Origin of the sequence: Peteryoungia aggregata LMG 23059, from assembly GCF_030814435.1 — a bacterium.
Lineage (GTDB): Bacteria > Pseudomonadota > Alphaproteobacteria > Rhizobiales > Rhizobiaceae > Allorhizobium > Allorhizobium aggregatum.
The window spans coordinates 26,116-51,396 of sequence record NZ_JAUSUW010000017.1 but is presented as its reverse complement, the minus strand read 5'-3'; the positions used below and the strand labels follow the sequence as shown (position 1 = coordinate 51,396).

Genomic DNA, 25,281 nt, shown 5'->3' with positions numbered 1-25,281 from the left:
GGGATTGCGAGGGGCTGACGATTGAACAGTGCGTTTTCCGTTGGACGAGCGGAAAATTTGCTGCTATCCGAACAAAACTCAAGATTTGAAGGCCCCGATGACCATCGCACGGAACCCACGACGACGCTGAAGCTCTCGAACGCACGATACCCGTGCGCGTGAACCCTATTGCTGTCTGTCTTTTTGGTTTCTGTCATCCATGTTTCACTCTGGCCTTGTCTACCTCACTGAGGATGCGTCGCACGACGCTGTCATCGAACTCATCAATGAAGAAGCTTTCGGTCCCGGCCGGCACACGCGTGCGGCAGCCCGCATTCGCGAGCAGGGGCCGCATGACCGGTCGCTGTCTTTCATCGCAGCCGACAATGGCGAGACCATTGCCTCCGTGCGCATGACGCCGGTTCTGGCCGGGGATGTGAAGGGGCATCTGCTCGGGCCGCTCGCCGTGCGGCCTTCCCACAAGAACCGGGGCATTGGCCGCGAACTGGTGCGGATCGCCATCGAGGCGGCGCGGCGCAAGGGGTCGGAAGGCGTGATCCTGATCGGCGACCCGCCCTATTACATGCCGCTCGGCTTCGAGAAGGTGGCCTACAAGGCGCTCGACTTCCCCGGTCCCGTCGATCCGAACCGGGTGCTGATCGTGCCGCTGGCGGATGATGCGCATGCGCGGCTGAAGGGCGTGATCGCCTGGCGCGACTGCAAGGCGGTCATTGCCGAGCCCGTTTCCGCAACGGAAGAGGCGTCTGTCCGGGCCTATGCCTCGGCCTGATGTGGTGATTCAGGCGCTTCCCCGAAGCGCTTGATCAGCCAGCAGATATCGAGGCCTTTGGTGAAATTTTCGATGCGACCGAAGACCCGGTATCCCGCGCGTTCATAGGCGCGGCAGGCAACCGGATTGATCGTGTCGATATAGGCACCGATGCAACCGCGGGCCCTGGCTTCCTCCTCCGCCAGCGCCAGAAGTCTTGCCGCCATGCCCTGACCGCGCAGGCGTTCGGGGACGAAGAGCAATTCCACATAGAGCCAGCCGCGCCCAGTATAGCCGATCAGCCCGCCATCGACGTCGCCGTCTTCGCTGGTGATCGGGATGAAGACGTCCCTGCGGTCGGTCGGGCCGAGCAGGGTGTCGTTATGGCCCCGGATGCCGGAGAGGATCGCGTCGCGGGCGGTTTCGGGGACGGTGTCGGAGAGGGAGAGGGGCGTGGTCATGAGGGCTGAGACTAGGCCAGGGTGGATGGTGTGTCGAGGCCTCGGCTCGGTTGCCAAAGCTGCCCTGAGGGTCAGGTGAACTCCAGGAGGAGCGGGCAATGATCGGAGACTTCGGGGTCGCGGATGACCTCGAAGCGGGAGACATCGATCTGACGGCTCACCAGGATGTAATCCGCAAACCGTTCCGGCTTTGTATAGTAGGACGTTCGTGTCCCCGTGAAGGCGCCTGCCGTCACCAGGTCCGTCAGTCCGAGCGATTGCAGGATCTCGAAGGTGGCGCTGTCGGGCATGAGGTTCAAGTCGCCACAGACGATGAGCTTGTCATTCGGACGCCAGAGGCGATTGATCAAACCGACCAGCTGATGGGCCTGCGCCAGACGTTCCGGCGTGTCGTGCTTGCCATCCTCGCGACGCAGGCCGTGCAGGTGGGCGATGGTCGTTGGCTTTCCCGTTTCGGGGTCATGGATCCTGACGACATGGGCGTTGCGGGGGCGGGGGTGGGGTCCCCAGCCGTCGTGGCGGTATTGGTCATGGATAAAGTCCATGGCCTGGCCGATCACCGGAAGTCCTCGTCGCACGAAGGTTGCCAGGCCGAATTCTGCCCAGACGGGCCCAGTGTCTGCGCTGAGTTCGCCGCGCATGGAGGTGCAGAAGAAGGCGTCGTGATCAGGGAGAACGGCGCGCATGTCTTCAAAGAGGTTGGCGCGCTGCTGGTATTCCAAATGACCATCCCGATAGGTCACCCATTCCGCTTCGGTGGTGTCCGATCGCAGGACTTCCTGAAGGCAGATGACGTCGGCATTTTCCGACAGGATATAGTCACGGAGCGAGGGGAAGAGGCGCCCTGCCCAGCAATTCAGGGAAAGAAGCTTCAAGGGGCGGGCCTTTGCTGGCATCAGGTTGAACCGACGGAGCTTGGGGGATCGTCACTGCGCGGCGTCGCGCTCACGGATGTTCCGCCGAAGGCCATGTTGATTTGCCGCACGGCCACGAGCAATTCTCCCTGGTCGCCATCGGCAAGGATCGTGTCCAGTGTCGCTGCTGCCAATGTCGGGTCTTCGCGGAAGATGCTTGCCATCGCGTCGTTGTGGGGCTGGTCCTTCATCGGTCCTCTCCTCCCGAAAATGGAATGGCGTGGGTGCATATGTTGAGGTTTCTTCGCATCAACACCGGATGACCTCTAGGTGGCCCTTGGCGGCAAGTTTGATCAGTGTCCGATCTCGGGTAATCAGCGGTATGTTTTTGACGCGCGACGTTGCAATCAAATAACAATCGCCGGGGTCCTTGTGTCCTGTGTCGACCACCACTGTTGCGGCTTCGCAGGCAATTCTGTGGTGTATAGGTGCGACCCTTGCGCCGGTTGCGGCCTTTGCCAACGAAAACCAGCGTGAAGGCGACTTGTCATCCAGAAGTATCGGGTCTCTGTGCGCCGGCTTTAGGGCGGCCAGCGAGAGTTCCCAGGCGCTTATCGGCGATATCAAGAGCCGCTTCGATGTCTGGCTTTCGGCGATTGCCAAAAGGGCTTCCTGCGACATGGTGCTTGCTGCGGTGATCAACCAGTAGAGCGCGTGGGTGTCGAGAAGCGCTCCGGCCATAGCTGGTGCTACTTAGATTTTTGCGAGCCTGAACCGGCATCCAGAGCCTGAGCTGCGATCGGCTTGGTCAGATCGATCCCCTTCCTCAACGGCAGGTCCGAAACCTTCATGGAGTTCGCACCGCGCAGTTCGACATACTGGCCTGTGCGCGGATCGCGCAGCATCCATTGTCCTGTCTGTGTCTGCTTGAGGTCAGCTTTTGTCATGTCGCTACCATAGCGGGAAAACACGGGGGAATCCAGATGGCCCGCTTGCCAAGCCTTACCGCCCCTCGCGCCACCACATGGCGGATACCGCCAGCAGCAAGATCCCCAAGCCGGCAAAACCAGCAAACAGCGGCATTGTGTTGACGCCCTTGAGCACCGTTTCATCGGTCAGGCGGATCAGCATGCGGCGGTCGTCGGCCACGCGGACTTCGCCGCGCACCGGCAGGATATCTGGAATGCGGACGGAGCTGTCGCCGTCGTCGAGGCGGGCGGTGAGGCCACGGGTTTCCTCGCTGATGGGGACAAGCGTGTCCGTGGTCGAGATCATCGCGCGGAATTCTGGCGCGTCGACTGCGCCGACATGGACGAGGGTGGAGAAGTCGCCGTTGGTGACGGTGAAGAGGCCGGTCTCGGTCATCCGGCGCTCGCCGCGATAGAGGCCGGGCTGGATCTCGTTGAGGTTCAGCGCAATGGTTTCGCCCGAGGGCGTGGTGATCGTCGCGGGCCCTGGGGCCTCGCCGATGGTCTGGCGGGTGACTTCGAGCGTGCGACCGGTGGCGCGGGCCTTCAGCGCCTCTTCCTCAAGCTCCGGCTCCTTCATCAGCCAGTGGGCAATGCGGCGATAGAGCGAGACATGCGGGCCACCGCCTTCAAAGCCGCGCGCCCAGAGCCAGCCCTGGTCGGAGAGCAGCATGGCAACGCGGCCTTCATTGGCGCGGTTCAGCACGAGCAGCGGCCGGTCGCCATCGGCGGTCATCACGGTTTCGCCGTCGGTCCGGCCCACATCGACGCTGCGGAACCAGCGGCCCCATTGCGGCGGCTCGACGGCTGACCCATCGAGGCCACGCGTGACCGGGTGGCGCTTGCCCTGATCGGAGAGGCGTGGATAGAAGCCTGCCTGATGCACGTCGCCGGTCGGCGTGGCGGGAAGGACCGATGATAGAGGGGTCAGCGCAATCGAATCCTGGCCGGCATGTTCGGGGCCGGCTGCGATCAGAAGCGCACCGCCATTGCGCACATATTCGGCGATGTAGTCGTAATAGAGGATCGGCAGAACGCCGCGATGCTGGTAGCGGTCGAAGATGATCAGGTCGAAGTCGTTGATCTTTTCGACGAAGAGTTCGCGGGTCGGGAAGGCGATGAGCGACAGCTCGTTGATCGGCGTGCCGTCCTGCTTTTCCGGCGGGCGCAGGATGGTGAAGTGGACGAGGTCGACAGAGGCGTCCGATTTCAAGAGGTTGCGCCAGGCGCGCTCGCCGGCATGCGGTTCGCCCGAGACGAGCAGCACGCGCAGGTTCTGGCGGATGCCTTCGATCAGGTGGATGGCGCGGTTGTTGACATCGGTGACTTCGCCTGGCGTCGCGGCGACCGAGAATTCCAGGACATTGTTACCGCCACGGGGGACGCGGAAGGCAAACGAGGTTTCGGCGCCGGGAACGGCCGGGACGATGCCTAAGTCTTCGCCGTTCATCTTGACCGAGACGTCGGCCGGCTGGTTGGAGGCCTCGCCGTCGTCGAAGACGCGGAAGGTGAGTTCCTGTTCTTCATCGACGATGCCGAAGCGCGGGGCGCGCAGGATTTCGATGCGGCGGTCGAATTCGTCGGCCTTGCCGGTGATCAGGGAGTGGACCGGAGCGTCGAAGGGAAGCGCCTGATTTTCACCGGGGATGTCATGCACCTGGCCGTCGGTGATGAAGATTGCCCCGCCGACACGGGCCGGCGGAACGTCGGTGGTCGCGGCAGCCAAAGCTTCGAAGAGTTTGGTGGAGGGGGCGTCGCTGTCGCCGGGGTCGGTGACCTCGATGATCCTAGGCTCGATATTCGGGAAACGGCCAAGGCGGTCGCGGATGCCCTGCAGGGCCTGGTCGGTTTGTTCGACGCGGCCGGCGATCTGCTGGCTCTGGCTGCGGTCGACGATCACGGGCACGACCGTCGTCAGCGGATCGCGCTCTTCCTGGAGGATGAGCGGGTTGGCAAGGGCCGCAAGCACGGCGATGGAGGCGGCAAGACGGATGGCCGTGCCGCGCACGTTGCGCAGGAAACCGAGGACGGAGAGGACGACCGCGAGCACCGCGAGCGCGGCGATGGCGATCCATGGAATGAAGGGGGCGAATTCGAGCGTCATCGTCTCACTGCCCCAATCTTTCGAGCAGGGCAGGCACGTGGACCTGGTCTGCCTTGTAGTTGCCGGTCAGCATATACATCATGATGTTGACGCCGGAGCGGAAGGACATTTCGCGCTGCATCTCGTCGGCGGGCACGACGGGCAGGACGCTTGCGCCGTTGGCATCGATCGCCCAGGCGCCGAGCAGGTCGTTGCCGGTGATCATGATCGGCGTCACGCCATCGCCGGACGAGGCAACCGCGCTGTTGCTCGACTGAGCCTCCTGGCGGGACTCGACCCAGAGGGGACTGCCGCTGTAGCGGCCGGGGAAACCTTGCAAGAGGTAGAAGGCGCGGGTCAGCACGTGGTCTGAGGGGACTGGTTCCAGCGGCGGGATGTCGATATTGGCGAGGATGGCCTGCAGGCGTTCGCCGTTTGGCGAGGCGCCAGAGTCTGCGCCCAGCATCGAGCCCTGATCGCGGGTGTCAAACAGCACGGTTCCGCCGGCGCGCATATAGGCGTCGATGCGGCTGATGGCAGCCGCTGATGGCATGGGGGCGGTGGCCGAGATCGGCCAGAAGATGATCGGGTAGAAGGAGAGCTCGTCCTTCGAGATATCAACGCCAACAGGTGGCTCGGGTTCGAGCGTCGTGCGGTAGGTGAGGAAATCGGTGAGGCCAGCCAAGCCCTGTTCGGAGATGCGGTCGACGTCCTGCTCTCCGGTGATGACATAGGCGAGGTGGGTGTTGTCGAGGCGTTCGAGGATCTGTTCGTCGCCGGGCTTGGCATCGGCCGACTGGGCGAGCGCATGACCTGAGGGGGCGATGGCAGCGACCGCCACGGCGAGTGCCAGGATCGAAGCGGCGGCAGCGGGCGCACGCTTCGGCATGCGGGAGAAGGCGCCGCCCATGAAGAGCACGATCAGGCTGTCGATGACCAAAAGCAGGAAGGCGATGGTCAAAAGGCTCGGCTTCAGCGGTGTTGCGGCGGTACCGGCCATGGGGTCTCGGGTCACGGTGAGGCCTGTCGGCGAGGGGAGCGGGCGGAGCGTCGCATCTGCGGGCAACAGGTTGAGCGCGGTGAAGCCGTCTTCCGTGCCGTAAAGGCCGGGCGGGTTGTCGAAAGTCGCGGCTTCAGGGCGATCGGGGCCAAGCGAGAGGGGCTTGGCGGTGCCGGCTTCGGCTGTCAGCGCGCCGCGTTCGGTGAGCAGGCGGAAGGGGGGAAGCGAAGGGGCGGTCGCCTGGCTGCCTTCCGCTTCGGCGGCGCCGACGCGTGTGAGCTGGACGATGCGGCGGAGCATTTCGACGAAGGTGCCTGATATCGGCAGGTCGGACCAGGTGGCCTCGGCGCTCACATGGAAGAGCACGATGCGGCCGGCGCCGTTGTCCTCGACGGTTACAAGCGGGGTGCCATCGGCAAGGCTTGCCCAGGTACGGGCGGCGAGGTCAGGCGTCGGTTCGGCGAGCACCTGGCGCTTGACGAGGATGCCTTCGGGGCGCGGCATGCCGGCAAAGGGGCCAAAATCAGGGAAATCGGCAAGCGGCTGCGGCTCTGCCCAGGAAAGGGCACCGCCGAGAGCGCGTTCGCCCTGGCGCAGGATGACGGGGACAAGCGGGTCGTCCGAGGGGGCGGCGGCAAGACGCGGGCCGGCAAAGCGGATCAGCGTGCCGCCCCTGGCAATCCAGGCTTGCAGCGGATCATAGACATCTGCCGGCAGACGCCCGACATCGGCAAGCACGAGGGCAGACGGGTTCTGGGCCAGGATTTCCGGGATGGCGACGGCCAGATCGGTCTGGCCGGGCTTGACCACGTCGGCATAGGGGCCGAGTGCGCGCTCGATGTAGTAGAGCGGCGAGAGCAGCGGCTGGAAGCCGTCGCCGCTGTCGCCGGAAACAAGGGCAACCTTACGGCGGCGGAAGCCATCGTCGAGCAGGTGGGTGGCGCCGGCGGAAGCAACACCTGCGATCGAGAGGCGGGCGAAATCATTGCGCAGCTCGAAGGGCGCGGCGATCTCGCCGGAGGCTTCGGTGGTGCCGGGCGCGAAATCGACCTGACCGGAGGCGATGACGCGGCCCTGGCGGTCCTGGGCGTCGACGACAAGGCTGCGGGCATCGGACGCATTGAGGCGCGAGAGGGTGACGGTCAGCGCATCGGAGCCGTTGTTGGCGCCGGTGATGGCGACACTCGCTGCGCCGTCGCCTTCGACGATGCGGAATTCGGCGGGCGAGAGGCTGGTGAGATCGGACAGGAAGGGATCTTCCGGGTCGCGGGCGATGCCATCGGAGACATAGGCGAGCGTGCCGGGGCGTTCCGAGGAGAAGGTGGTGCGCAGCGCTTCGATGGTCCTTGCCCGATCGGGGCGCTGCGGATGGGGTGTGGCGGCGGCGAGCTTTTCCAGCGCCACGGCTGCAGTGCCGGGGATCGCGTCATGAGTCGGATCTGCGGTGAAGACGATCGATACGGGCAGGCTGCGGTCGGCGGCATCGCCGATCAGCGCGGTCGCTGTTTCGACGCGGCGATCCCAGTCGCCGACGGTTGCCCAGCCATTGTCGACGACGAGCAGCAGCGGCCCGTCACCGGAGAGGGTGGCGTTGCGCGGATTGAGCACCGGGTCGGCCAGCGCGAAGATGACGATCGCGGCCATCAGCATGCGCAGCAGCGTCAGCCACCAGGGGCTTTTCGAGGGCGTTTCTTCGCGCTTCAACACGCCGGCCAGGATCTTGAGCGGCGGGAAGACTTCCGCCTTGGGCCGCGGCGGCGTGAGCTTCAGCAGCCACCAGATCAGCGGCAGCGCGAGCAGGGCGCCGAGAATGGCGGGAGCGCCGAAGGCCAGGGGGATACCGAACATCAGCCCGCACTCCTGTTGACGGCGGGCGGCATGCCCGACAGGTGCATGTGGACGGCGACGAGGGCCTCGGAGGCGAGGCGATCGGTGCGGTTATGGGTAAAGCTCCAGCCCATGCGGCGCAGCTGGTCCGACATCGAGTCACGCCTCGCAAGATAGGCCTGCTGGTAGTCTTCGCGCAACGTTTCGGCGCGGCCGGAAGTTAGCTTTTCGCCGGTTTCGGGGTCGGTGAATTCGGTGCGGCCGGTATAGGGGAAGGTTTCTTCGGCGGGATCAGCAACCTCAACCACATGGCCGCGCAGGCCGCGACGGGCAAGCGGCGTGATGCGCTCCATCACCCGGTCGGCATCATCGAGGAAATCGCCGATCAGCACGATGTCGCTCGATCCCCGGATCATGCGGGTATCGGGCAGTCCTTCGGTGATGGGGGCATGCATGATGGCTGTCGCCAGCCGTTCGGCGGCGTTGCGGGCGGAGACCGGCTCCATGATGCCCGGGCAGCCGATGCGTTCGCCGGAGCGGGCGAGGATTTCGGCGAGTGCCAGCATCAGGACGAGCGCGCGGCTTTCCTTGGAGACTGAGGCGAGCGTCGACTTGTACATCATCGACGGCGACATGTCGGCCCAGAGCCAGACGGTGTGGGCCGCTTCCCATTCGCGGTCTCGGATATACATATGGTCGTCGCGTGCCGAGCGGCGCCAGTCGATGCGCGAGAAGCTCTCACCATCGGCATAGGGGCGGAACTGCCAGAAGTTTTCGCCGATGCCGCGCTTGCGGCGCCCATGCCAGCCGGCGATCACGGTGTTGGCGATACGCTTTGCCTCGACCATGCAATCGGGCACCAGCACGGCGCGCTGGCGGGCGCGCTTCAGCACTTCGCTTCCGGGTGTCTGCTCGACGATCTGGCCGATCGATGCCACGCGGTTAAGGCCTCCCTTACTTGCGCAGGTCGGAAACGAGGCCCGCGATCACGTCGCGGACGGTCATGCCCTCGGCGCGGGCCGGGAAGGTCAGCGCCATGCGGTGCTCGAGCACCGGTTCGGCGAGCGCATGCACGTCGTCGATGGAGGGAGCAAGGCGGCCTTCATAAAGCGCCCGGGCTCGGGCGCAGAGCATGAGGGCCTGGCCTGCGCGGGGGCCTGGACCCCAGGCGACATTTTTGTCGGTGGATGCATTGCCATGGCCGGGGCGGGCGGAGCGGACCAGCGAGAGGATGGCATCGACGACAGTATCGGAAACCGGCATCTGGCGGATCAGCTTCTGGATTTCCATCAGCCGCTCGCTTGAGATGACGGCAGTTGCGCGGCGGTCGCTGACACCAGTGGTTTCCAGCAGGATCTGCCGCTCGGCGGCGAGTTCCGGATAGAGAACGTCGACCTGCAGCAGGAAGCGGTCAAGCTGGGCTTCCGGCAGCGGATAGGTGCCTTCCTGCTCTAGGGGGTTCTGGGTCGCGAGCACGTGGAAGGGGGCGGGCAGCTGGTAGGGCTGGCCGGCGATGGTGACGTGATATTCCTGCATCGACTGCAGGAGCGCAGACTGGGTGCGGGGGCTGGCGCGGTTGATTTCGTCGGCCATCAGCAGCTGGGCGAAGACCGGACCCTTGACGAAGCGGAAGGAGCGGCGCCCCGTGTCGTCCTGGTCCATGACTTCGGTGCCGAGGATGTCCGAGGGCATGAGGTCGGGCGTGAACTGGATGCGGTTCGCGTCAAGGCCGAGAACGGTGCCGAGTGTGGTGACGAGCTTTGTCTTGGCAAGGCCGGGAACGCCGACGAGCAGCGCATGGCCGCCGGAGAGGATGGCGAGCAGGGTGTTTTCGACGACCTTTTCCTGGCCGAAGATTACCTTCGCCACTTCCTGGCGGATCGTGGCAATGTCAGCGAGCGCCTTTTCGGCCTCAGCGACAATCGCCTTCTCATCCAGTGCGACATCGGGATTTGGCATCATGCCCATGGTCTGCTCCAATTGGTGTTGGCCTGGTCCGGCGAATCGAACGGACGCGCGAGGTGCATGTTACTGAAACTAACTTATTGGCGAGAGGACGGCTGACAAGGACGTTTCGAATGACTATCTCGTGACTGTTATGGACTAAAGACAAAACCGGGACGCAAAGATGGCAGGCGACACGCTGAAGGCGACGACGGATGCGGCGGGACTGGCGGCGCTGATTTCCCGCGCGTCAGCGCAAACATCCGGCGGAAAGCCGACGCTCCCCCCGGTGGAACGCTGGGAACCGCCGTTCTGCGGCGATCTCGACATGGAAATCCGCGCCGACGGCACCTGGTTCTACATGGGGACACCGATCGGGCGTGCGCCTCTGGTGAGGCTGTTTTCGACCGTTTTGCGCAAGGATGAGGACGGCAAGACTTACCTCGTCACGCCTGTGGAAAAGGTCGGCATCCGGGTCGAGGACGCGCATTTCGTCGCCGTCGAGATGAGCGCGACCGAAGAGGCGGGTGAGTCGGTGCTGACGTTTCGCACCAATGTCGGCGATGTCGTCGAGGTCGGGCCGGAGCATGAGCTGCGCTTCGGGATTGTCGGGGACAACCACGAACTGAAGCCCTATCTCGTCGTTCGCGGGCGGCTGGAGGCTCTCGTATCGCGCGCCGTGATGTATGATCTCGTCGAGCGCGGGGAGGTGGTCGATGTCGAGGGCAAGGCGATGTTTGCCGTTCGGTCGCGCGGTGTGATCTTCCCGATCATGCCTGCCGACGAACTCGATCAACTGTTGCGATGAGATCAATGACCTTTACCGCCGATGATTTTCGCCGCCGGGCGCTCGAGCAGCTTGGCGCGCCGCTCGAGCATGCCTGGCGCGACCATGGCGACCATGTGCTCAATCCCGAAACCATCCTTAAATACGAAGAGCTGACGCTGAAGGATGCGGCCGTCTTGATCGGCGTCATCGACGATTGCGATGATGCGCGGATCATTCTGACCCAGCGTACCGACAAGCTGCGCAAGCACGCGGGCCAGATCGCCTTTCCCGGCGGTGGCATTGATGCGACGGATGCGTCGCCCGAGGAGGCGGCCTTGCGCGAGGCGGAAGAGGAGATCGGTCTCGACCGCCGTTTCGTCGAGACGGTCGGGCGGCTGCCGCAATATCTGGCGGGAACCGGTTTCCGGATCCAGCCGGTGCTGGCCGTCGTGCAGCCCGGTTTCTCGCTGACGCTCAATCCCGACGAGGTGGACAGTGTCTTCGAGGTGCCGCTGTCCTTCCTGATGGACCCGGCCAATCACCGGCAGGACAGCCGCATGTGGCAGGGCTCTGTCCGGCATTTCTACGTGATGCCCTACCGCGAACGGCATATCTGGGGCATTACGGCCGGGATCATCCGGACGCTCTATGAAAGGCTTTATGCATGACCAATCTTGCCGATCGCGACTGGTTCCAGGCGCCTGCCTTGAAGCGGGTCATGACGCTCCTGAACAGCGGTGGGGCGGAAACGCGGGTGGTCGGCGGCGCGGTGCGCAACAGCCTGATGGGACTTCCCGTGGGCGATATCGATCTTGCGACGACGCTTCTTCCGGAAGAGGTGAGCGGGCGGGCGGCGGCCAAGGGCATCAAGGCGGTGCCGACCGGCATCGAGCATGGCACGGTGACGCTTGTTGTCGATGGCAAGGGGTACGAGGTGACGACGCTGAGGCGCGACGTCGAAACCAACGGACGGCATGCGCAGGTGGCCTTCGGTGCAACGTGGCAGGAGGATGCCGATCGGCGCGACCTCACGATCAATGCGCTCTATGTCGGCGCCGACGGCGAGGTGGTCGATCTCGTCGGTGGCCTGAAGGATATCGAGACGAAGACCGTGCGCTTCATCGGCGATGCCGAGCAGCGGATCGCGGAGGACTATCTCAGGGTGCTGCGCTTCTTCCGCTTCTTTGCCCATTATGGCAGTGGTCGTCCTGATACGGATGGCCTGAAGGCCTGCGCCCGGGCGCGGACGCAGCTCAAGACGCTGTCGGCGGAGCGGGTGTGGAGCGAGATCAAGAAGCTCTTGTCCGCGCGTGATCCGGGCCGGGCGCTGCTCTGGATGCGGCAGTCGGGTGTTTTGACCGAAATCCTGCCGGAAACGGAAAAATGGGGCATCGATGCGATCCCCGGTTTGATCGCGGCCGAACAGGCGCTTGGCTGGGAGCCGGATGCGCTCTTGAGGCTTTGCTCGATCGTGCCCAAGGATGCGGCGCGGCTGGTCACACTTTCCGAGCGGCTGCGTCTTTCGAATGCCGAGGCCCTGGCGCTCGACCGCTTTGCCCGGGCGCCAAAGCCGCAGGAGACGGTGACCGATGTCGCCTTCGACCGTGATCTCTACCGCTTCGGCAAGGATGGCATGATCTCCATGCTGAAGCTTGAGCTTGCTTCGGCGCGCGCGCGCGCCGAGGGGGACCAGAAGGCGATGGCCCGCAGCGCCCGGCTGTTTTCGCTGCTCAGGCGGGCCGAGGGTTTCGTGCGGCCTGTGCTGCCGATCAAGGGCGCCGACGTGCTTGCGGCCGGCATTCCGGCGGGGCCGAAGGTCGGGGAGATTCTCGGCAAGCTCGAGGAAGGCTGGATCGCCTCGCAGTTCAACTTGAGCCGCGAGGATCTGCTGGCACGGATCAAAGCGCTGGTGGGCTCCTGAGGGCGATCACCGAAGCCGTCATTACGGTTGCCGTGTGAATTGGATTTCCGTCACATGCTCAACAAAGAGTGTCCGCCGCCGCGCAATCCGGTGGCGAGCCCTGGAACGTATCCCATCCGGCTTCACACGATCGACATGATGTCGGTCAGCCTTTCAGAGGAGGGACTTCCATGAACCGCATCGCATTCGCATTCGTCGCCGTCGGCATGACCTTCGCCGCGTCCTCGGCACATTCCGCCAACATCGTCGAGACCGCCCAGCAGGCCGGCAGCTTCAAGACGCTGCTTGCGGCCGCCCAGGCCGCAGGTCTCGTCGACGCACTCTCGGGCGGCGGCCCGCTCACGGTCTTTGCGCCGACCGACGAAGCCTTTGCAGCGCTTCCGGCGGGCACCGTCGAGAACCTCCTCAAGCCTGAAAACAAGGACCAGCTCGCTGCGATCCTCAGCTACCATGTCGTTGGCCGCGAGCTGACATCTACCATGCTGCCGGGCCGCACCATCCATGTCCGCACCCTCAAGAGTGGCGGTGACCGGACGCTGGCTGTGAGCAAGTCGGGTTCGGGCGTGACCGTCGATGGCGCCAATGTGGTTTCGGCCGACATCCGTACCGATAACGGCGTGATCCATGTGATCGACAAGGTGATGCTGCCGAGCAGCTGAGCCAGACCTTGCCATTGCGGAGCCCGGTGTTCGGGCTCCGCGTCCTGCACCCTTCCGGATGACGCGCATGGCCGGTCAGGCCGTCGTTGGCTGATCCTCGCGGATCCGTTCCTTGATGTGGTCCACCATCGAAGGTCGAATGACCTCCTCGCCATGGGTCACACGCAGATGCTCCACCGCGCGACGGACGACTTCCGCCTCTTTTTCAGCGCGGGTATGCCAGTGGCAGCCGGGAACAAGGGTTCCACATTCGAAGCGTTTCATGATCGTCTCCTCCGTGTCATGACCATCCGATCAAACGCCGGCCTTGGGGTTTTGTTCGACGGACAGCCAAAAAAGAAGCCCGCATCAAGGTGCGGGCGAGGCAGGACAACCGACGCGGTGGATAGGAATTCTCAGTCGGGCATTGCCCAGGCATGAAAGACAGAGCGCGGCTGGGTGCGCTTGCCGCGGTGGGCGCCCGACTCGATGTCATTTGCGGCAACACGGTCGGCCAGGTCCTTGCCGGCGAGACCCAGCCGGACCTGTTCGACGAAATAGGAATGGGGCAGGTCAACATCGCTCGACGCACGCAACTGTTCCGCCAGGCGATCGATCAGTTCAGGCGCTTCGATCGCACGGTCTGCGGTGGTACTCACACGGGGCATGGAAGCTGTGCTGGACGGGTTCATCGCAATCTCCTCCTCGATACTGCGTGAGGCGGCAGAATGGAGCGAGGCGCATGCGTGCGCAATGCAAACTGTCAAGTTCCAGACACACTTTGCCGTAAGCGGCGGAAATCCCCGGCCATTCTTTTTCGTGATCGGACGGGGCACCGGCGATGTCAGCGGTAACCCTTGGCCTTAGGGATAACGAACGAGCGGCGGCAACGAAGAGAGGATTGATTCGACATTGCCTCCGGTCTTCAGGCCGAAGATCGTGCCCCGGTCGTAAAGCAGGTTGAACTCGACGTAGCGGCCACGGCGAACCAGCTGCTCCTCGCGATCCTCTTCGGTCCAGGGCGTGTTGAAATTGGCCCTGACGATCTTCGGATAGACGAGATTGAAGGCCCGGCCGACGTCCTGGACAAAGGCGAAGTTTGCGTCCCAGCCGCCTTTCTCCGGATCGGCAGTCAGCCAGTCGAAGAAGATCCCGCCGATGCCACGTGCCTCGTTGCGATGGGGCAGGAAGAAGTATTCGTCGCACCACGTCTTGTAGGCGGGATAATCGGCGATCTCCGGATGCCGCTGGCAGGTGACCTCCATTGCCCGGTGGAAAAGGCGGGTGTCTGGATCCTCCTGGGTACGGCGCCGGTCGAGCACGGGCGTGAGATCGGCACCGCCACCGAACCACTGGCTGGACGTTACGACCATGCGGGTGTTCATATGCACTGTGGGAACATGGGGATTGACCGGGTGGGCGATGAGCGAAATTCCCGACGCCCAGAAGCGTGGATCTTCCTCCGCGCCCGGCATCTGCTTGCGGAATTCGGGGGAGAATTCGCCATGCACGGTCGAGGTATGTACGCCGACCTTCTCGAAGACGCGGCCATACATCATCGACATGCGACCACCGCCGCCCTTGCCCTCTTCGCGCTGCCAGTCCTTTGCCTGGAAACGACCGGGTTCGCGATCGGCCATGGGGCCGGTGACTTCGTTCTCGAGGGCCTCGAAGGAGGCACAGATCGTGTCGCGCAGACTTTCGAACCAGGCGCGGGCCGCCACCTTCTTGTCCTCGATGTCCTCGGGCAGGCCTTTCGGCAGAACCGGTCGCTCCATGTCGTCCCCCTTTAACGCTCTCAGGACAAACGAATATCAGGTGAAATCGCGGGCGACCATATCGGGGTGGGGGTGTCCCCGTAAAATCGACTCGCCTTCCGGTTTTGCCTGGATTAATCTTGGGGCCATGCGAGGGATTTCATGACGAAGATGCCCGGTCCGCCACCCTTTGCCGGCTTGAAGAAGCGCATTGCTGATCACCGCGCCGGTGTAGCCGGGCGGATCGGCGGGCAGTTCGTGCGGGAAACCTATTGCCTGACCCGCGAGGAGGCCCGTGCCAAGGCACGGGAGTGGTTCGACACCTTTCCGAAGGCCGCCTACTGGACCGAGGTGGAGAGCTGGCGGCAGCTCGACGGCGACCAGATCGAGTTCACCATGCGGCGACTGCCCTCCGCCGATTGATCCCGTCATGTTTGAGATGGCCCGAGGCGGCCTGCGATCGGCCATTTTTCGAGGAATAAGATCGGGATCGCTAAAATTCTAACATTCGGAGAAAGCCGATAACAAAACCTCGTCGCTAGAGTGTTCGATACACAGCCGGTATGACGCCGGCGCCGGATCGACATGACATGCGACACAGGGTTTTCTCATGAGTTCAGTTTGGCTCAATCCGTCTTCGGCCAATGCGGCTTCGATGGCGAGAGCGTCCGCGCCTTCGGTGGAGCGGACGGAGAGACCGGCGCCACCAGCGCCGGCGCGCGAAACCCAGACCGACAACTCCTCCTACTGGTCGATCTCCACGACGATGCGAGCCGGCAGCCTGTCGATGGGCAGCGTGCAGGAGGCAAGCGAGATTGCTGCGGCGCAGACAGACACGGCAGCACTCGGGCTCGAACAGGCCACTGAAATGGTGGCGCGGATGCAGCAGAAGCTCGTGTTCGCCAAGGCGGTCGGTGCCGATCGCGATGCCATCAACAACGACATTGCCCAGATGAAGGCCGATCTCGGTGCTCTGGTCGAGGACAGCTCCTTCAACGGCGAAAACTGGCTCAAGGTCGAGGCCGGCGGTCGCCCAAAGGTGACCTCGGTGCTGGCGTCGGTGACGGCCGCCGCCAATGGTGACCTGTCCATCAACATGGTCGATTTCGATACCGCAAAGTCAACATTGGTGTCCCGGCAGGAGGCCAGGGATGGCATGCTGACCCGCGCCTATGCCGGCACGACGATGGGCGGCACGCCCTACAATTATTTCGTGATGGATGCTCAGCCGCAGGTGCCGAACGAGCCGGGCGCGCGTGAGATCCGGATCGACAGCCGTACCACGAGCGATGAAATCGACGGCATGATCTCGACACTCAACCGCGTGCTGATCGATATGGTCGGGGCGGGTGGTGAGGTCAACATGCTGCGCGGCCAGGTCACCGGCAGCGACCTTCTGACTACGGGTCTGCAGGGGGAGGGCGAACCCGCCCTCAGCCGTCTGGTCGATCCGGAGCTGAATGAACAGGATGCGCGCCTGTCGGCGGAGAAGGTCCAGCAACAGTTGCGGGCTTCAGCGCTCAACATGGCCAATGTGTCGATGACGTCATGGTTGAAGCTCTGACGCCAAGCCTCTGAGCCGGAAACGAAAAGGCCCGCTTCGCGCGGGCCTTTTGCTCTCCGGCAGGTTTTCAGGTCTTGGCCCGGGGGCGCCTGGTCTTGCCGCGCGGCAGCGGGACCATGATCGGCGTGGCGGCTTTCTGCACCTCTGGCGCCGGTTCGGCGTCTTTCGACGGGGCGACTTCCTCCGCAATGGCGGCGGCTGCAGCCTGTGCCGCCTCCGTCTCTGCTGTTTCCAGAGCTTCCGGCAACGGGGCCGTCGGAAGCTCTGGTTCAGGTTCGATCATGACCGGGTCCGGAGCCGCCTCGACCAGTACCGGGACGGCTTCGGCTTCTGCCGGTTCTGCTGCCGGTGCCTGTGGTTCCGGTACCGCTGCTTCGACCTTGGGGACGAACGCTGGAATGGGTTCGACCGCCACCACATCTGGAGGAGCCGAGGCGGCGGGGGCCTGTCCGCTCAGGATCTGCTCCAGGATCTTCGTCACCTGCAGGGCGGTCGGCAGATCGGTGTTCGTCGAATGACCGCAGAAGGGCACCTTGATGTCGGTCGCGATCTTGGGGCGCGAGTTGATCTCGCCGAACCAGTCGAGTTCGCCGACGACGTCGATGACTTCGGTGAAAGCCTCCGGCATCTTGATGCGGCCGCCGAAGGTGACGATGCGGGCGGAGTTGGCGAGGGTTTCAAGACGAGCCTTGTCGGCGTCCTTCAGCGCATAGAGAGCATCTGCAATCACCCGGTTGCCGCGGGAATGGCCGGCGATCAGGGTGAAGGACAGCGTCGGATCGGCAAGCAGTGTCGCCACGGTGTCGGCGTCGAGTCCGGTCTTGCGGCCGCTGTCGGCGTCCTCGTCGCGCTTGCCGTAGGCGCCGAGCTTGGGGCGGCCGACGACATCATCGATCACCTCGAGATTGCTGCGGACATGGCCGAGCCAGCCGAAGAGGAAGGCGCCGCCGATGGCCTCGTTGAGGAGGTCGCCGAGGCCGTAGCCAGAGACGACGGCTGCCACCGGTGCGTCGATCGCATCGGCGACATTGCGGGCGAAGGCGGCCGCGCCAATTGCCGATCCGCCGATCCCTGCCACCGCCATGGCGCGGACTTGTCTGCCGCCGCGCAGGCGAAACTCCTCGACGCTGTCGCAGAGCGTGAGCATGCCGCCGCCGGTTGGCGGGACGATCATGATCAGGCCCTCGGAGGCAAGGCTGTCGCTGATGTAGAAGGCCTCATCAGCCGTCAGGGCCTTCACATCGTAATACAGCGCGTCCATGCCGGTGTTTCGAAGCCGCCAGGGTTCCAGCGCGGCGTTTCGGACCGGGCGCTGGCTCAAGCGCTCGGGAAAGCTCAAGGAACGGGCGAACTGGGTCAAACCCAGGGCGAATGCTGTCTCAAACATGACTCCATCTCCCATTTTTGCTGCGATGCAACATAACGGTTTTCGGATAAATAAGCAATGCGCGAAACGGTCGCGCGCGCACGCGTCATGCGGGAAGCGAAAAAGGCTGTTGACCTCAACTGCGATTGAGGTTGCATCTTGGATGCCCATCCGGGTTACGAGGGGCGGAAGATGCAGAAAACTCAATGTTCAGGACGGAAAGCCGGTTTGGCGGAGGGCCTCGCCTGTGATCATGGCGGCGGACATCGCGACGTTGATCGAGCGCTGTCCCTCGACCATCGGAATGATGACGCGATGGTCGGCTACTTCATGCACGTGCTCGGGCACACCGGCGCTTTCCCGACCGAAGAGGAGGATGTCGTTCGGCGCATAGTCGAAGGTCATGTAGGGCAGGGCGGCCTTTGTGGAGGCGAGAACCAGCCGTCGGCCTTCCGCCAGACGCCAGGCGTCGAAACGCTCCCAGTTGACGTGACGGGTCATCGCGACGCTTGCAAGATAATCCATGCCGGCGCGTTTCAGGTTCTTGTCGGAGAGCACGAAGCCGGCCGGCTCGATGATGTCGACCTTCAGCCCGAGGCAGGCAGCGAGCCGCAGGATCGTGCCGGTGTTGCCGGGGATGTCGGGCTGGTAGAGGGCGATGCGGAGCTCGGTCATGGACGGGTCTTAAGCGATCCCTCGGTGTGGCTCAAGGCGATGTGCGGCGCCAGGACGCTGCCTGTGTTCGGCGTGCAACAGTTGTGCCGGAATGTCGCTCTCGCGGCAAAAGCCGGCTGGCAAAAACATCGGCTGCCCGATAGAACAAGGCTCTTCTTAAACACAAAAAAGCGGGAGGGCCATCGATGGATCTATTCGGTATTTCGCGCCAGCCCCGATTTCTGGCTGCTGCCGCCTGAGCGCGTCACCTCCGCCTCTTTTCCCAAACTGATTCATCCTGCTGCCGCAAGCGGCCTCAATCATTGAATATTCGCGTTTTAGCGCTGCCATTTTCCGGTGCCGCCTGCGCGCCATTCTGGAGATTTTCCATGTTCTCGTGGTTCGAAAACCGCCTGAATCCGTATCCGGCCGATGAGCCGGCCCTGCCGCCCAAGGGCCTCGTCGCCTTCTGCTGGCACTATACCAAGCCCGCCGGCTGGTGGCTGGCGCTGCTCGGGCTCTGCTCGGGCCTCATCGCCGTTGCCGAAGTGTTCCTCTACCAGTTCCTCGGCAATATCGTGGACTGGTTGTCGACCGCCGAACGCGCCACTTTCCTGCAGACGGAAGGCGACACGCTCGCCTGGATGGCGGCGCTGCTGCTGATCGGTCTGCCGGTGCTGGGCGTGGTCCATACGATCACCATGCACCAGGTTCTGGCCGGCAACTTCCCGATGATTGCGCGCTGGCAAATGCACCGTTTCCTGCTGCGTCACTCGATGACCTTCTTTGCCAACGAGTTCGCCGGTCGCGTCTCGACCAAGGTGATGCAGACGGCGCTCTCCATCCGCGAGAGCGTCATGAAGATCATCGACGTCTTCATCTATGCAACGACCTTCTTCGTCTCGATGCTGGCATTGGTCGCGTCCGTCGACTGGAGGCTCGGCGTACCGCTTGTGGTCTGGCTTGCGATCTATGCGCTGATCCTGCGCCACTTCATCCCGAAGCTGCGCAAATCCTCCAGCGAGCAGGCCGATGCCCGATCGATGATGACGGGCCGGATCGTCGATAGCTACACCAACATCGCGACGGTGAAGCTGTTCTCGCATGCAGGACGCGAAGAGGTCTATGCACGCGAAGGCATGGATGCCTTCCTCGGCACGGTTCACCGGCAGATGCGGCAGATCTCGCTTCTCAACATCTGCGTCGACATCAACAACGTGCTGGTGCAGTTCTTCGTCGCGGCGCTTGGCATCTGGTTCTGGCTGAATGGCACTGTCACGGTCGGTGCGATCGCGGTCGCCATCGGTCTTTCCATGCGCATCAACGGCATGTCGCAGTGGATCATGTGGGAAGTGGCTGCCCTCTTCGAAAACATCGGCACGGTCTATGACGGCATGGGCATGATGACGAAGGGACATGACATCGTCGACAAGCCGGCCGCCAAGGCGCTGGCCGCGCCGAAGGGCGAGATCGTCTATGACGCCGTGCGCTTCCACTACGGCAAGCAGAAGGGCGTGATCGAGGATTTCTCGCTGACCATCAAGGCGGGCGAAAAGGTTGGTCTGGTCGGTCGCTCGGGTGCGGGCAAGACGACGCTGATGAACCTGCTCCTGCGCTTCTACGATCTGGAGAAGGGCAAGATCCTGGTCGATGGCCAGGATATCTCTGCGGTCAGCCAGGACAGCCTGCGGGCGCTTGTCGGCGTCGTCACGCAGGACACCTCGCTCCTGCACCGGTCGATCCGCGACAACATCGCCTATGGCCGGCCGGAGGCCACCGATGCCGAGGTTATTGAGGCGGCGAAGCGGGCCAATGCGTGGGAGTTCATCCAGTCCCTCTCCGACATGCAGGGCCGGAGCGGCCTCGACGCGCATGTCGGCGAGCGCGGCGTGAAGCTGTCGGGCGGCCAGCGGCAGCGTATCGCGATTGCCCGCGTCTTCCTCAAGGATGCACCGATCCTGGTGCTCGACGAAGCGACGTCGGCGCTCGACTCGGAAGTCGAGGCGGCGATCCAGGAAAGCCTGTTCAAGCTGATCGAGGACAAGACGGTGATTGCAATCGCGCATCGGCTCTCCACGCTGACGCAGATGGACCGGCTGATCGTGCTCGACAAGGGGCGGATCGTCGAAGAGGGCACGCATCAGCAGCTGGTCGCGAATGGCGGCATCTATGCCGATCTGTGGAACCGCCAGTCCGGTGGTTTCCTCGCCGATCAGACTGAGGTCGCGGACGAGGCGCAAGGGGCTGCGGCCGAGTAAGGCTCTGGCCATTCTGGCCGGATATCGAGCACATGGGAGATGGGGCAGTGATGCCCCATTTCGCTTTTTGTCGAGCTGTTCTGAGGCTGCGATGCGTGTGTCGGAGTGCTCACCTGTGCAGAAGGGGGCTAAGGGGCCAGATCTGCCCTTGGTGGTGTAAGGGTTTGTTAGAACAGGGCTGTCAGGCAGGACAGCGGGGTTTTCCCGCCTTCGTCCTCCTTTTCAAGCTCGGATTTCTCTCGTGAAAAATCTCAAGATCAAGTTTCTCCTGCCATTTCTGTTCGGCCTGATGGTGGTCGTTTCCCTGGGCCAGGGGGCAATCGCCGTGCGTTCCTTCACCGACATGAGCGGCCAGATGCAGGCGCTCGGTTCGCGCCTTGACCGCTCGATGATGACGGCTGAACTGGACTCGCTGTTCGGCGAAGTGCGCCGGCTCAATCTGATGGTCCTCAACGCCGGCAATGCTGCGGAAAAGCAGGCGCTTGTCGATGAGCTTGCCGTGGCCAGAGATCGTCTCGATGCAGCCGTTGCCCGCTTCGAGAGCGGTATCAGCCTGCCCGGTGTGCGCGAGCATTTCGACGTCTTCAAGTCGGCACTTGACCAGTATCAGACGCTTGACGAGAGCTTTGTCGAGCAGGCGCTGTCTTCCAAGCTCTACAAGGCCAAGGAGACCATCGCCGCGATGGTGCCCGTCGGTGCCGCTGCCGGCCAGAGCCTGAAAGAGATCGTTGCCCTTAATCACGCGGCGGGCGACGAGGTTCGTGTCGAGGCGGACGCGTCTGCAACGCTGGCGCTTCGACTGTCGCTTGCCGCCGTGATCCTTGCTGCGCTGATGGCGGTTGCCGCTGCCGTGGCATCGATCCTCCGGGTGGCCAGGCCGATCTCCGCGATCACCGACTCCATGCGGCAGCTTGCATCGGGGGACACGGCTGCGGCGATCCCCTTCGCCGACCGCAGGGACGAGATCGGCGACATGGCGGCTGCCGTCGCCGTCTTCCGCAACAACGCAATCGAGCGCGGGGCGCTTGAACGGCAGGCCGAGGAACACCGCAGCCTGAGCGACACCGAGCGCCTGCAGCGCGAGGAGCAGAGGGCGCGTGAGGCCGCCGACGTGCAATTTGCCGTCGAGCGTTTGGCCGGCGGACTGCAGAAGCTCTCCGACGGCGATCTGGCTGTCGAGATCCGCGAGAGCTTTGTCGACCATCTCGACCCGCTGCGCGTCAATTTCAACCACTCTGTCGAGCGGCTGCGTGATGCGATGCAGGCCGTTGGCGAGAATGCCCGGGCGATCGATGCCGGCGCCAGCGAGATGCTTGCGGGTTCTGAAGACCTCGCCAAGCGGACGGAGCAGCAGGCAGCCTCGGTCGAGGAGACTGCTGCCGCGCTGGAGCAGGTCACCACCGCCGTCAAGGACAGCGCGGTCCGCGCAGAAGAGGCGGGTGCCCTCGTCGGACGGACGCGTGTCGGTGCCGAACGCTCCGGCGAGGTCGTGCGGCGTGCCGTCGAGGCCATGCAGGCGATCGAGAAGTCTTCGAGCGAGATCTCGAACATTATCGGCGTGATCGACGAGATCGCGTTCCAGACCAATCTGCTGGCGCTCAATGCCGGGGTCGAAGCGGCACGTGCCGGCGACGCGGGCAAGGGCTTCGCCGTCGTCGCACAGGAGGTTCGCGAACTGGCCCAGCGTTCGGCCCATGCGGCGAAGGAGATCAAGGGTCTCATCACGGCTTCGGGGGATCAGGTGCGCACCGGCGTCGCTCTCGTCGGAGAAACGGGGCAGGCGCTGGAAGCGATCGTGCGCGAGGTGCAGGAGATCAACCAGAACGTTGCGGCGATCGTCACCTCGGCGCGTGAGCAGTCCACCGGGCTTGCCGAGATCAATTCGGCGGTCAACCTGATGGACCAGGGCACGCAGAAGAATGCGGCCATGGTGGAGCAGTCGACGGCGGCAAGCCACACGCTTCACCAGCAGGCGAACGCGCTGATGCAGCTTCTGGGGCAGTTCCGCCTCGGCGGTCAGGCGCATTCGCCCGTGGCCGTGCGCGGCCCATCTGCCGCCGCCCGCCCGCCGCAGGCCTCGCCGGCCCGCGCGCTCGGGCAGAAGGTCGCCAACGCGTTCCGGGGCAATGCGGCGGCCGCTGCCGAGTGGTCGGAGTTCTGATACAGATCTCGCCTTCGGGCTTCAGTCTGACGAAACGGGGCAGCAATGCCCCGTTTCGCGTTGCAGGCATATCCGGCCACATTCATGCCGCTGATCGGTTCATCTGCCGAATTGGCTTGTCGCCGATGCGGGCAGGCGGCTATGGCGTGGCTGCGGGCCACAGGATCTCGTCCGTGGCGGACATCTGCGGAGCGATATGCTGAAATATCTCGATTGGTTCTGGGCGGTTCTGGCCGGGGCGCTGCTGGCGGTGATGGTAACCATCAACAGCGGACTTGCGGCCCATACCACGCCTTTTACCGCCTCTTGGGTGGTGCATGGCGTCGGAGGCCTTGCCGCCTTCGTCCTGCTGATCGCCAATGTCGTCCTGGCGCAGCGTTCTGGGCGGATCGCCAGTGGTGCCAAGGCGCCGTTCTGGTCCTATCTCGGTGGTGCGCCGGGGGCTTTCGCGGTGGCGCTGAGTTCCATCGCGGTCAATTCGGAACTGGCGCTGGCTGGCGGTCTGTCATTGCTGCTCGTCGGGCAGATCCTGTTCGGCCTGGTGTCCGACCAGTTCGGCCTGTTCGGGACGCCGAAGCGGATGCTGAACCGTTTCGACCTGCTGGCGACCATCTGTGTGATCGGTGGCAGCGCGCTGCTCATCTTTTCGAAGGGGGGCTGAACATGTTCGGTGCCGTTCTCATCGCGCTTGCCGGCGGGGCTGCGGTTGGCATGAGCCGCTCGCTCAACGGGCGCCTGACCATGGACCGCGGGCCGTTCACCGCCTCAGCCTGGAACCACTGGGTCGGCTTCCTGCTGCTGAGCGTCTACATCGCCTTTCTGCATCGGACCGGGCTGCCGCTGCTTGCCGAAACCCCTTTCTTCTACCTGACCGGTGGCGTCATCGGCGCCGTCTTCGTCGTGATCAGTTCGCATGTTTTCCCGCGGATCGGCGCGGCCCGCTCCGGGCTTTTGATCATCGGCGGCCAGATGATCACCGGCCTTCTCATCGACCTCCTTAGGGGAACGGCGCAGTTCCATGTCGGCCAGCTGGCGGGCGTGGCGCTGATCCTGGTCGGAATCTACCTCACGCGATATACGCGCTGAGCTTTCCTCGCGCCGACGTCCTCACGCCGATCGAACGAGACGGTGCATTTTAGCGATCTTCGAAAGGAAGGGTTTGCGTTTCAGGCGTAGCCTTGAATGACCGGAACACCCATCGAAGGTGCATTCCATGACAGAGGCTGTTCATCATCCTGTGACCCATGCCAGGGAGGCCGAGATCATCGGCCGGAAGGCCGTCGACTTTCTCGGCAAAAACCGGCTGGCGCTCACGCCCCGCAATTTCGAGCTGATCTGCGCCGTCCTGGACGGTCGCGATCCAGCATTGCGGGAGGCCTTTGTTGGTCTCCAGAGACCTGTCAGCCAGATGGCGCTCTCGGCGCTTGCGCAGCGGTTTCTGCCCGAACGCCCGACGCTCGATGCGTTGAAGACCACGAGCGAGGCGGCGCTGGGTGCGCTCGAAGCGTTCCGACGGACGCTTGAAAGTGGCACAGTCTCGGTGGTGGAGGCGCATGGCGGTGCGAGCGAGGTGCTTGCCGATCTCGATGCGCAGATCGGCCGTTGCGTCACAGCGCTTCAGGGCGTGTTCAACCTTGCAGCGCCGGTCCCGCAGGACATGCCCGGCCAGGATCACCTCACAGCGCAGCTGAGTTTCGGGTTGCCGGGCTATGGAGCGCTTGAAGAGCGGCTCGAAGCGCTCTTTTCCGACGGGGAACCGGAAGGCGGCGTGAGCCTCATGCTCTGCCGGATCGAGGGGCTGGAACCCCTTGGCCGTGTCGGTCTCGCCAAGGTCGGAGACTACATGAAGAACACGCTGGCGCGTTTCACCCATCGCCTGATCGACAAGACGGACACGGCCTATTGGACTTCGAGCGATGAGCTCGGTCTTCTGGTCGGTGCGACGAGCGAAAGCTATCTGGCGCAACTCGGCGAGAAGATTGCACGCGTGGTGGCGGATGCGGAAACAATCGCGCGCCGCTCGATCAAGACCATGCCGCCGCTTGCCTGCCGTTTCGGATGCGCGCGCACCTATCGGCGTGTGTTGCCGGCGCAGCTCTACGGGGCCGCGCGCCAGTCGCTGCAACGGGCGGAACTGACGGAAAGCCTGGTTCCTGTCTTCACGGAAGTGTCGGCGGACCTTGCAACGCTCCGGCGCTACGAGGCGCTCTATGGTCGGCGGATGCGTTAAGCTGCAGCGGTCGTTCCTGATGGGGCTACAGCATCTGACCAAATTGTAATGCGGTTCGGCGGCGCAAATGCTTTGCCG

Annotated in this window: 27 protein-coding genes; 13 read left to right on the top strand and 14 right to left on the bottom strand. The window is 63.8% G+C overall.

The annotated features are described in order from the left end of the window. Positions 1-199: 199 nt before the first annotated feature. Positions 200-769: a GNAT family N-acetyltransferase gene (locus J2045_RS21090; RefSeq protein WP_307376792.1), complete on the top strand. Its 570-nt coding sequence runs from the start codon at positions 200-202 to the stop codon at positions 767-769. Here J2045_RS21090 and J2045_RS21085 read toward each other — a convergent pair. The 9 genes from J2045_RS21085 to J2045_RS21045 all read right to left on the bottom strand — a co-directional run bounded on the left by J2045_RS21085 (position 754) and on the right by J2045_RS21045 (position 9,909). Further along, positions 754-1,209 (bottom strand): GNAT family N-acetyltransferase, encoded by a 456-nt coding sequence (locus J2045_RS21085; RefSeq protein WP_307376788.1) that lies wholly within the window; start codon positions 1,207-1,209, stop codon positions 754-756. The two genes, J2045_RS21090 and J2045_RS21085, sit on opposite strands and share 16 nt — an antisense overlap. A 71-nt stretch (positions 1,210-1,280) precedes the next feature. Continuing rightward, complete coding sequence (locus J2045_RS21080; RefSeq protein WP_307376865.1) at positions 1,281-2,084, bottom strand: endonuclease/exonuclease/phosphatase family protein; 804 nt, start codon at positions 2,082-2,084, stop codon at positions 1,281-1,283. Positions 2,085-2,104: 20 nt separating this feature from the next. Then, complete coding sequence (locus J2045_RS21075) at positions 2,105-2,314, bottom strand: transcriptional regulator (RefSeq protein WP_307376785.1); 210 nt, start codon at positions 2,312-2,314, stop codon at positions 2,105-2,107. 58 nt (positions 2,315-2,372) lie between these two features. Then, positions 2,373-2,804 (bottom strand): type II toxin-antitoxin system VapC family toxin, encoded by a 432-nt coding sequence (locus J2045_RS21070; protein ID WP_307376782.1) that lies wholly within the window; start codon positions 2,802-2,804, stop codon positions 2,373-2,375. 8 nt (positions 2,805-2,812) lie between these two features. Next, positions 2,813-3,010: a hypothetical protein gene (locus tag J2045_RS21065; RefSeq protein ID WP_307376779.1), complete on the bottom strand. Its 198-nt coding sequence runs from the start codon at positions 3,008-3,010 to the stop codon at positions 2,813-2,815. Positions 3,011-3,065: 55 nt separating this feature from the next. Further along, positions 3,066-5,135, bottom strand: a complete 2,070-nt coding sequence (locus tag J2045_RS21060; RefSeq protein WP_307376775.1) for a hypothetical protein — start codon at positions 5,133-5,135, stop codon at positions 3,066-3,068. A 4-nt stretch (positions 5,136-5,139) separates the two neighbouring features. Beyond that, positions 5,140-7,962 carry a DUF4159 domain-containing protein gene (locus J2045_RS21055; protein ID WP_307376773.1) on the bottom strand — a complete coding sequence of 941 codons (2,823 nt, stop codon included), beginning with the start codon at positions 7,960-7,962 and terminating at the stop codon, positions 5,140-5,142. Beyond that, positions 7,962-8,879, bottom strand: a complete 918-nt coding sequence (locus J2045_RS21050; RefSeq protein ID WP_307376770.1) for a DUF58 domain-containing protein — start codon at positions 8,877-8,879, stop codon at positions 7,962-7,964. The genes J2045_RS21055 and J2045_RS21050 overlap by 1 nt, the downstream gene beginning before the upstream one ends. A gap of 16 nt (positions 8,880-8,895) precedes the next feature. After that, complete coding sequence (locus tag J2045_RS21045) at positions 8,896-9,909, bottom strand: AAA family ATPase (RefSeq protein ID WP_307376767.1); 1,014 nt, start codon at positions 9,907-9,909, stop codon at positions 8,896-8,898. 160 nt (positions 9,910-10,069) lie between these two features. Here J2045_RS21045 and J2045_RS21040 point away from each other — a divergent pair, with 160 nt between their 5' ends. From J2045_RS21040 to J2045_RS21025, 4 genes are all read left to right on the top strand, one after another. After that, entirely contained in the window at positions 10,070-10,693 is a 624-nt protein-coding gene (locus tag J2045_RS21040) for a DUF1285 domain-containing protein (protein WP_307376764.1), read from the top strand. Then, entirely contained in the window at positions 10,690-11,322 is a 633-nt protein-coding gene (locus J2045_RS21035) for a CoA pyrophosphatase (protein WP_307376762.1), read from the top strand. Before J2045_RS21040 ends, J2045_RS21035 begins: the two co-directional genes overlap by 4 nt. Next, positions 11,319-12,575 (top strand): CCA tRNA nucleotidyltransferase, encoded by a 1,257-nt coding sequence (locus J2045_RS21030; RefSeq protein ID WP_307376760.1) that lies wholly within the window; start codon positions 11,319-11,321, stop codon positions 12,573-12,575. The genes J2045_RS21035 and J2045_RS21030 overlap by 4 nt, the downstream gene beginning before the upstream one ends. Positions 12,576-12,745: 170 nt before the next feature. Next, positions 12,746-13,234: a fasciclin domain-containing protein gene (locus J2045_RS21025; protein ID WP_307376758.1), complete on the top strand. Its 489-nt coding sequence runs from the start codon at positions 12,746-12,748 to the stop codon at positions 13,232-13,234. A gap of 75 nt (positions 13,235-13,309) precedes the next feature. Here J2045_RS21025 and J2045_RS21020 read toward each other — a convergent pair whose 3' ends face one another. From J2045_RS21020 to hemF, 3 genes are all read right to left on the bottom strand, one after another. Next, positions 13,310-13,498 carry a DUF1059 domain-containing protein gene (locus tag J2045_RS21020; protein ID WP_307376756.1) on the bottom strand — a complete coding sequence of 63 codons (189 nt, stop codon included), beginning with the start codon at positions 13,496-13,498 and terminating at the stop codon, positions 13,310-13,312. A 131-nt stretch (positions 13,499-13,629) separates the two neighbouring features. Continuing rightward, positions 13,630-13,905 (bottom strand): hypothetical protein, encoded by a 276-nt coding sequence (locus J2045_RS21015; protein WP_166603255.1) that lies wholly within the window; start codon positions 13,903-13,905, stop codon positions 13,630-13,632. 171 nt (positions 13,906-14,076) lie between these two features. Continuing rightward, positions 14,077-14,991, bottom strand: coding sequence for an oxygen-dependent coproporphyrinogen oxidase (gene hemF, locus J2045_RS21010; RefSeq protein WP_307376752.1), 915 nt, complete (start codon positions 14,989-14,991; stop codon positions 14,077-14,079). A 141-nt stretch (positions 14,992-15,132) separates the two neighbouring features. Between hemF and J2045_RS21005 the strand changes: the two genes are divergently transcribed. Together J2045_RS21005 and J2045_RS21000 are read left to right on the top strand one after the other, a co-directional pair. Then, positions 15,133-15,393 carry a hypothetical protein gene (locus J2045_RS21005; protein WP_307376749.1) on the top strand — a complete coding sequence of 87 codons (261 nt, stop codon included), beginning with the start codon at positions 15,133-15,135 and terminating at the stop codon, positions 15,391-15,393. A 187-nt stretch (positions 15,394-15,580) separates the two neighbouring features. Beyond that, positions 15,581-16,534 (top strand): flagellin N-terminal helical domain-containing protein, encoded by a 954-nt coding sequence (locus J2045_RS21000; RefSeq protein ID WP_307376746.1) that lies wholly within the window; start codon positions 15,581-15,583, stop codon positions 16,532-16,534. A gap of 67 nt (positions 16,535-16,601) precedes the next feature. Here J2045_RS21000 and J2045_RS20995 read toward each other — a convergent pair whose 3' ends face one another. Beyond that, complete coding sequence (locus J2045_RS20995) at positions 16,602-17,921, bottom strand: cell envelope biogenesis protein OmpA (RefSeq protein ID WP_307376743.1); 1,320 nt, start codon at positions 17,919-17,921, stop codon at positions 16,602-16,604. A 189-nt stretch (positions 17,922-18,110) separates the two neighbouring features. Then, complete coding sequence (locus tag J2045_RS20990; protein WP_307376740.1) at positions 18,111-18,575, bottom strand: tRNA (cytidine(34)-2'-O)-methyltransferase; 465 nt, start codon at positions 18,573-18,575, stop codon at positions 18,111-18,113. A 63-nt stretch (positions 18,576-18,638) separates the two neighbouring features. On the opposite strand from J2045_RS20990, the gene J2045_RS20985 reads away from it, so the two are divergent. The 6 genes from J2045_RS20985 (at position 18,639) to J2045_RS20960 (ending at position 25,203) form a co-directional block, all read left to right on the top strand. Continuing rightward, the gene (locus J2045_RS20985) at positions 18,639-18,881 is read left to right on the top strand and encodes a hypothetical protein (RefSeq protein ID WP_307376737.1); all 243 of its coding nucleotides are present in this window, start codon (positions 18,639-18,641) and stop codon (positions 18,879-18,881) included. Positions 18,882-18,943: 62 nt separating this feature from the next. Next, on the top strand, positions 18,944-20,812 hold the full coding sequence (locus J2045_RS20980) for an ABC transporter ATP-binding protein (protein ID WP_307376734.1): 1,869 nt from the start codon (positions 18,944-18,946) through the stop codon (positions 20,810-20,812). Between the two features lie 241 nt (positions 20,813-21,053). After that, positions 21,054-22,973, top strand: coding sequence for a HAMP domain-containing methyl-accepting chemotaxis protein (locus tag J2045_RS20975; protein WP_307376731.1), 1,920 nt, complete (start codon positions 21,054-21,056; stop codon positions 22,971-22,973). 196 nt (positions 22,974-23,169) lie between these two features. After that, positions 23,170-23,634: a DMT family transporter gene (locus J2045_RS20970; RefSeq protein ID WP_166603263.1), complete on the top strand. Its 465-nt coding sequence runs from the start codon at positions 23,170-23,172 to the stop codon at positions 23,632-23,634. Between the two features lie 2 nt (positions 23,635-23,636). Next, positions 23,637-24,059, top strand: a complete 423-nt coding sequence (locus J2045_RS20965; RefSeq protein ID WP_307376727.1) for a DMT family transporter — start codon at positions 23,637-23,639, stop codon at positions 24,057-24,059. 127 nt (positions 24,060-24,186) lie between these two features. After that, positions 24,187-25,203: a nucleotidyl cyclase domain-containing protein gene (locus J2045_RS20960; protein ID WP_307376724.1), complete on the top strand. Its 1,017-nt coding sequence runs from the start codon at positions 24,187-24,189 to the stop codon at positions 25,201-25,203. The last annotated feature ends 78 nt before the right edge of the window (positions 25,204-25,281 follow it).

What these genes read in the sequence shown, in the direction of transcription:
- J2045_RS21090 (WP_307376792.1), top strand. Translation starts at nt 200, where the DNA reads ATGTTTCACTCTGGCCTTGTCTACCTCACTGAGGATGCGTCGCACGAC.
- J2045_RS21085 (WP_307376788.1), bottom strand. Translation starts at nt 1,209, where the DNA reads ATGACCACGCCCCTCTCCCTCTCCGACACCGTCCCCGAAACCGCCCGC.
- J2045_RS21075 (WP_307376785.1), bottom strand. Translation starts at nt 2,314, where the DNA reads ATGAAGGACCAGCCCCACAACGACGCGATGGCAAGCATCTTCCGCGAA.
- J2045_RS21070 (WP_307376782.1), bottom strand. Translation starts at nt 2,804, where the DNA reads ATGGCCGGAGCGCTTCTCGACACCCACGCGCTCTACTGGTTGATCACC.
- J2045_RS21065 (WP_307376779.1), bottom strand. Translation starts at nt 3,010, where the DNA reads ATGACAAAAGCTGACCTCAAGCAGACACAGACAGGACAATGGATGCTG.
- J2045_RS21060 (WP_307376775.1), bottom strand. Translation starts at nt 5,135, where the DNA reads ATGACGCTCGAATTCGCCCCCTTCATTCCATGGATCGCCATCGCCGCG.
- J2045_RS21055 (WP_307376773.1), bottom strand. Translation starts at nt 7,962, where the DNA reads ATGTTCGGTATCCCCCTGGCCTTCGGCGCTCCCGCCATTCTCGGCGCC.
- J2045_RS21045 (WP_307376767.1), bottom strand. Translation starts at nt 9,909, where the DNA reads ATGGGCATGATGCCAAATCCCGATGTCGCACTGGATGAGAAGGCGATT.
- J2045_RS21040 (WP_307376764.1), top strand. Translation starts at nt 10,070, where the DNA reads ATGGCAGGCGACACGCTGAAGGCGACGACGGATGCGGCGGGACTGGCG.
- J2045_RS21035 (WP_307376762.1), top strand. Translation starts at nt 10,690, where the DNA reads ATGAGATCAATGACCTTTACCGCCGATGATTTTCGCCGCCGGGCGCTC.
- J2045_RS21030 (WP_307376760.1), top strand. Translation starts at nt 11,319, where the DNA reads ATGACCAATCTTGCCGATCGCGACTGGTTCCAGGCGCCTGCCTTGAAG.
- J2045_RS21025 (WP_307376758.1), top strand. Translation starts at nt 12,746, where the DNA reads ATGAACCGCATCGCATTCGCATTCGTCGCCGTCGGCATGACCTTCGCC.
- J2045_RS21020 (WP_307376756.1), bottom strand. Translation starts at nt 13,498, where the DNA reads ATGAAACGCTTCGAATGTGGAACCCTTGTTCCCGGCTGCCACTGGCAT.
- J2045_RS21015 (WP_166603255.1), bottom strand. Translation starts at nt 13,905, where the DNA reads ATGAACCCGTCCAGCACAGCTTCCATGCCCCGTGTGAGTACCACCGCA.
- hemF (WP_307376752.1), bottom strand. Translation starts at nt 14,991, where the DNA reads ATGGAGCGACCGGTTCTGCCGAAAGGCCTGCCCGAGGACATCGAGGAC.
- J2045_RS21005 (WP_307376749.1), top strand. Translation starts at nt 15,133, where the DNA reads ATGACGAAGATGCCCGGTCCGCCACCCTTTGCCGGCTTGAAGAAGCGC.
- J2045_RS21000 (WP_307376746.1), top strand. Translation starts at nt 15,581, where the DNA reads ATGAGTTCAGTTTGGCTCAATCCGTCTTCGGCCAATGCGGCTTCGATG.
- J2045_RS20995 (WP_307376743.1), bottom strand. Translation starts at nt 17,921, where the DNA reads ATGTTTGAGACAGCATTCGCCCTGGGTTTGACCCAGTTCGCCCGTTCC.
- J2045_RS20990 (WP_307376740.1), bottom strand. Translation starts at nt 18,575, where the DNA reads ATGACCGAGCTCCGCATCGCCCTCTACCAGCCCGACATCCCCGGCAAC.
- J2045_RS20980 (WP_307376734.1), top strand. Translation starts at nt 18,944, where the DNA reads ATGTTCTCGTGGTTCGAAAACCGCCTGAATCCGTATCCGGCCGATGAG.
- J2045_RS20970 (WP_166603263.1), top strand. Translation starts at nt 23,170, where the DNA reads ATGCTGAAATATCTCGATTGGTTCTGGGCGGTTCTGGCCGGGGCGCTG.
- J2045_RS20965 (WP_307376727.1), top strand. Translation starts at nt 23,637, where the DNA reads ATGTTCGGTGCCGTTCTCATCGCGCTTGCCGGCGGGGCTGCGGTTGGC.
- J2045_RS20960 (WP_307376724.1), top strand. Translation starts at nt 24,187, where the DNA reads ATGACAGAGGCTGTTCATCATCCTGTGACCCATGCCAGGGAGGCCGAG.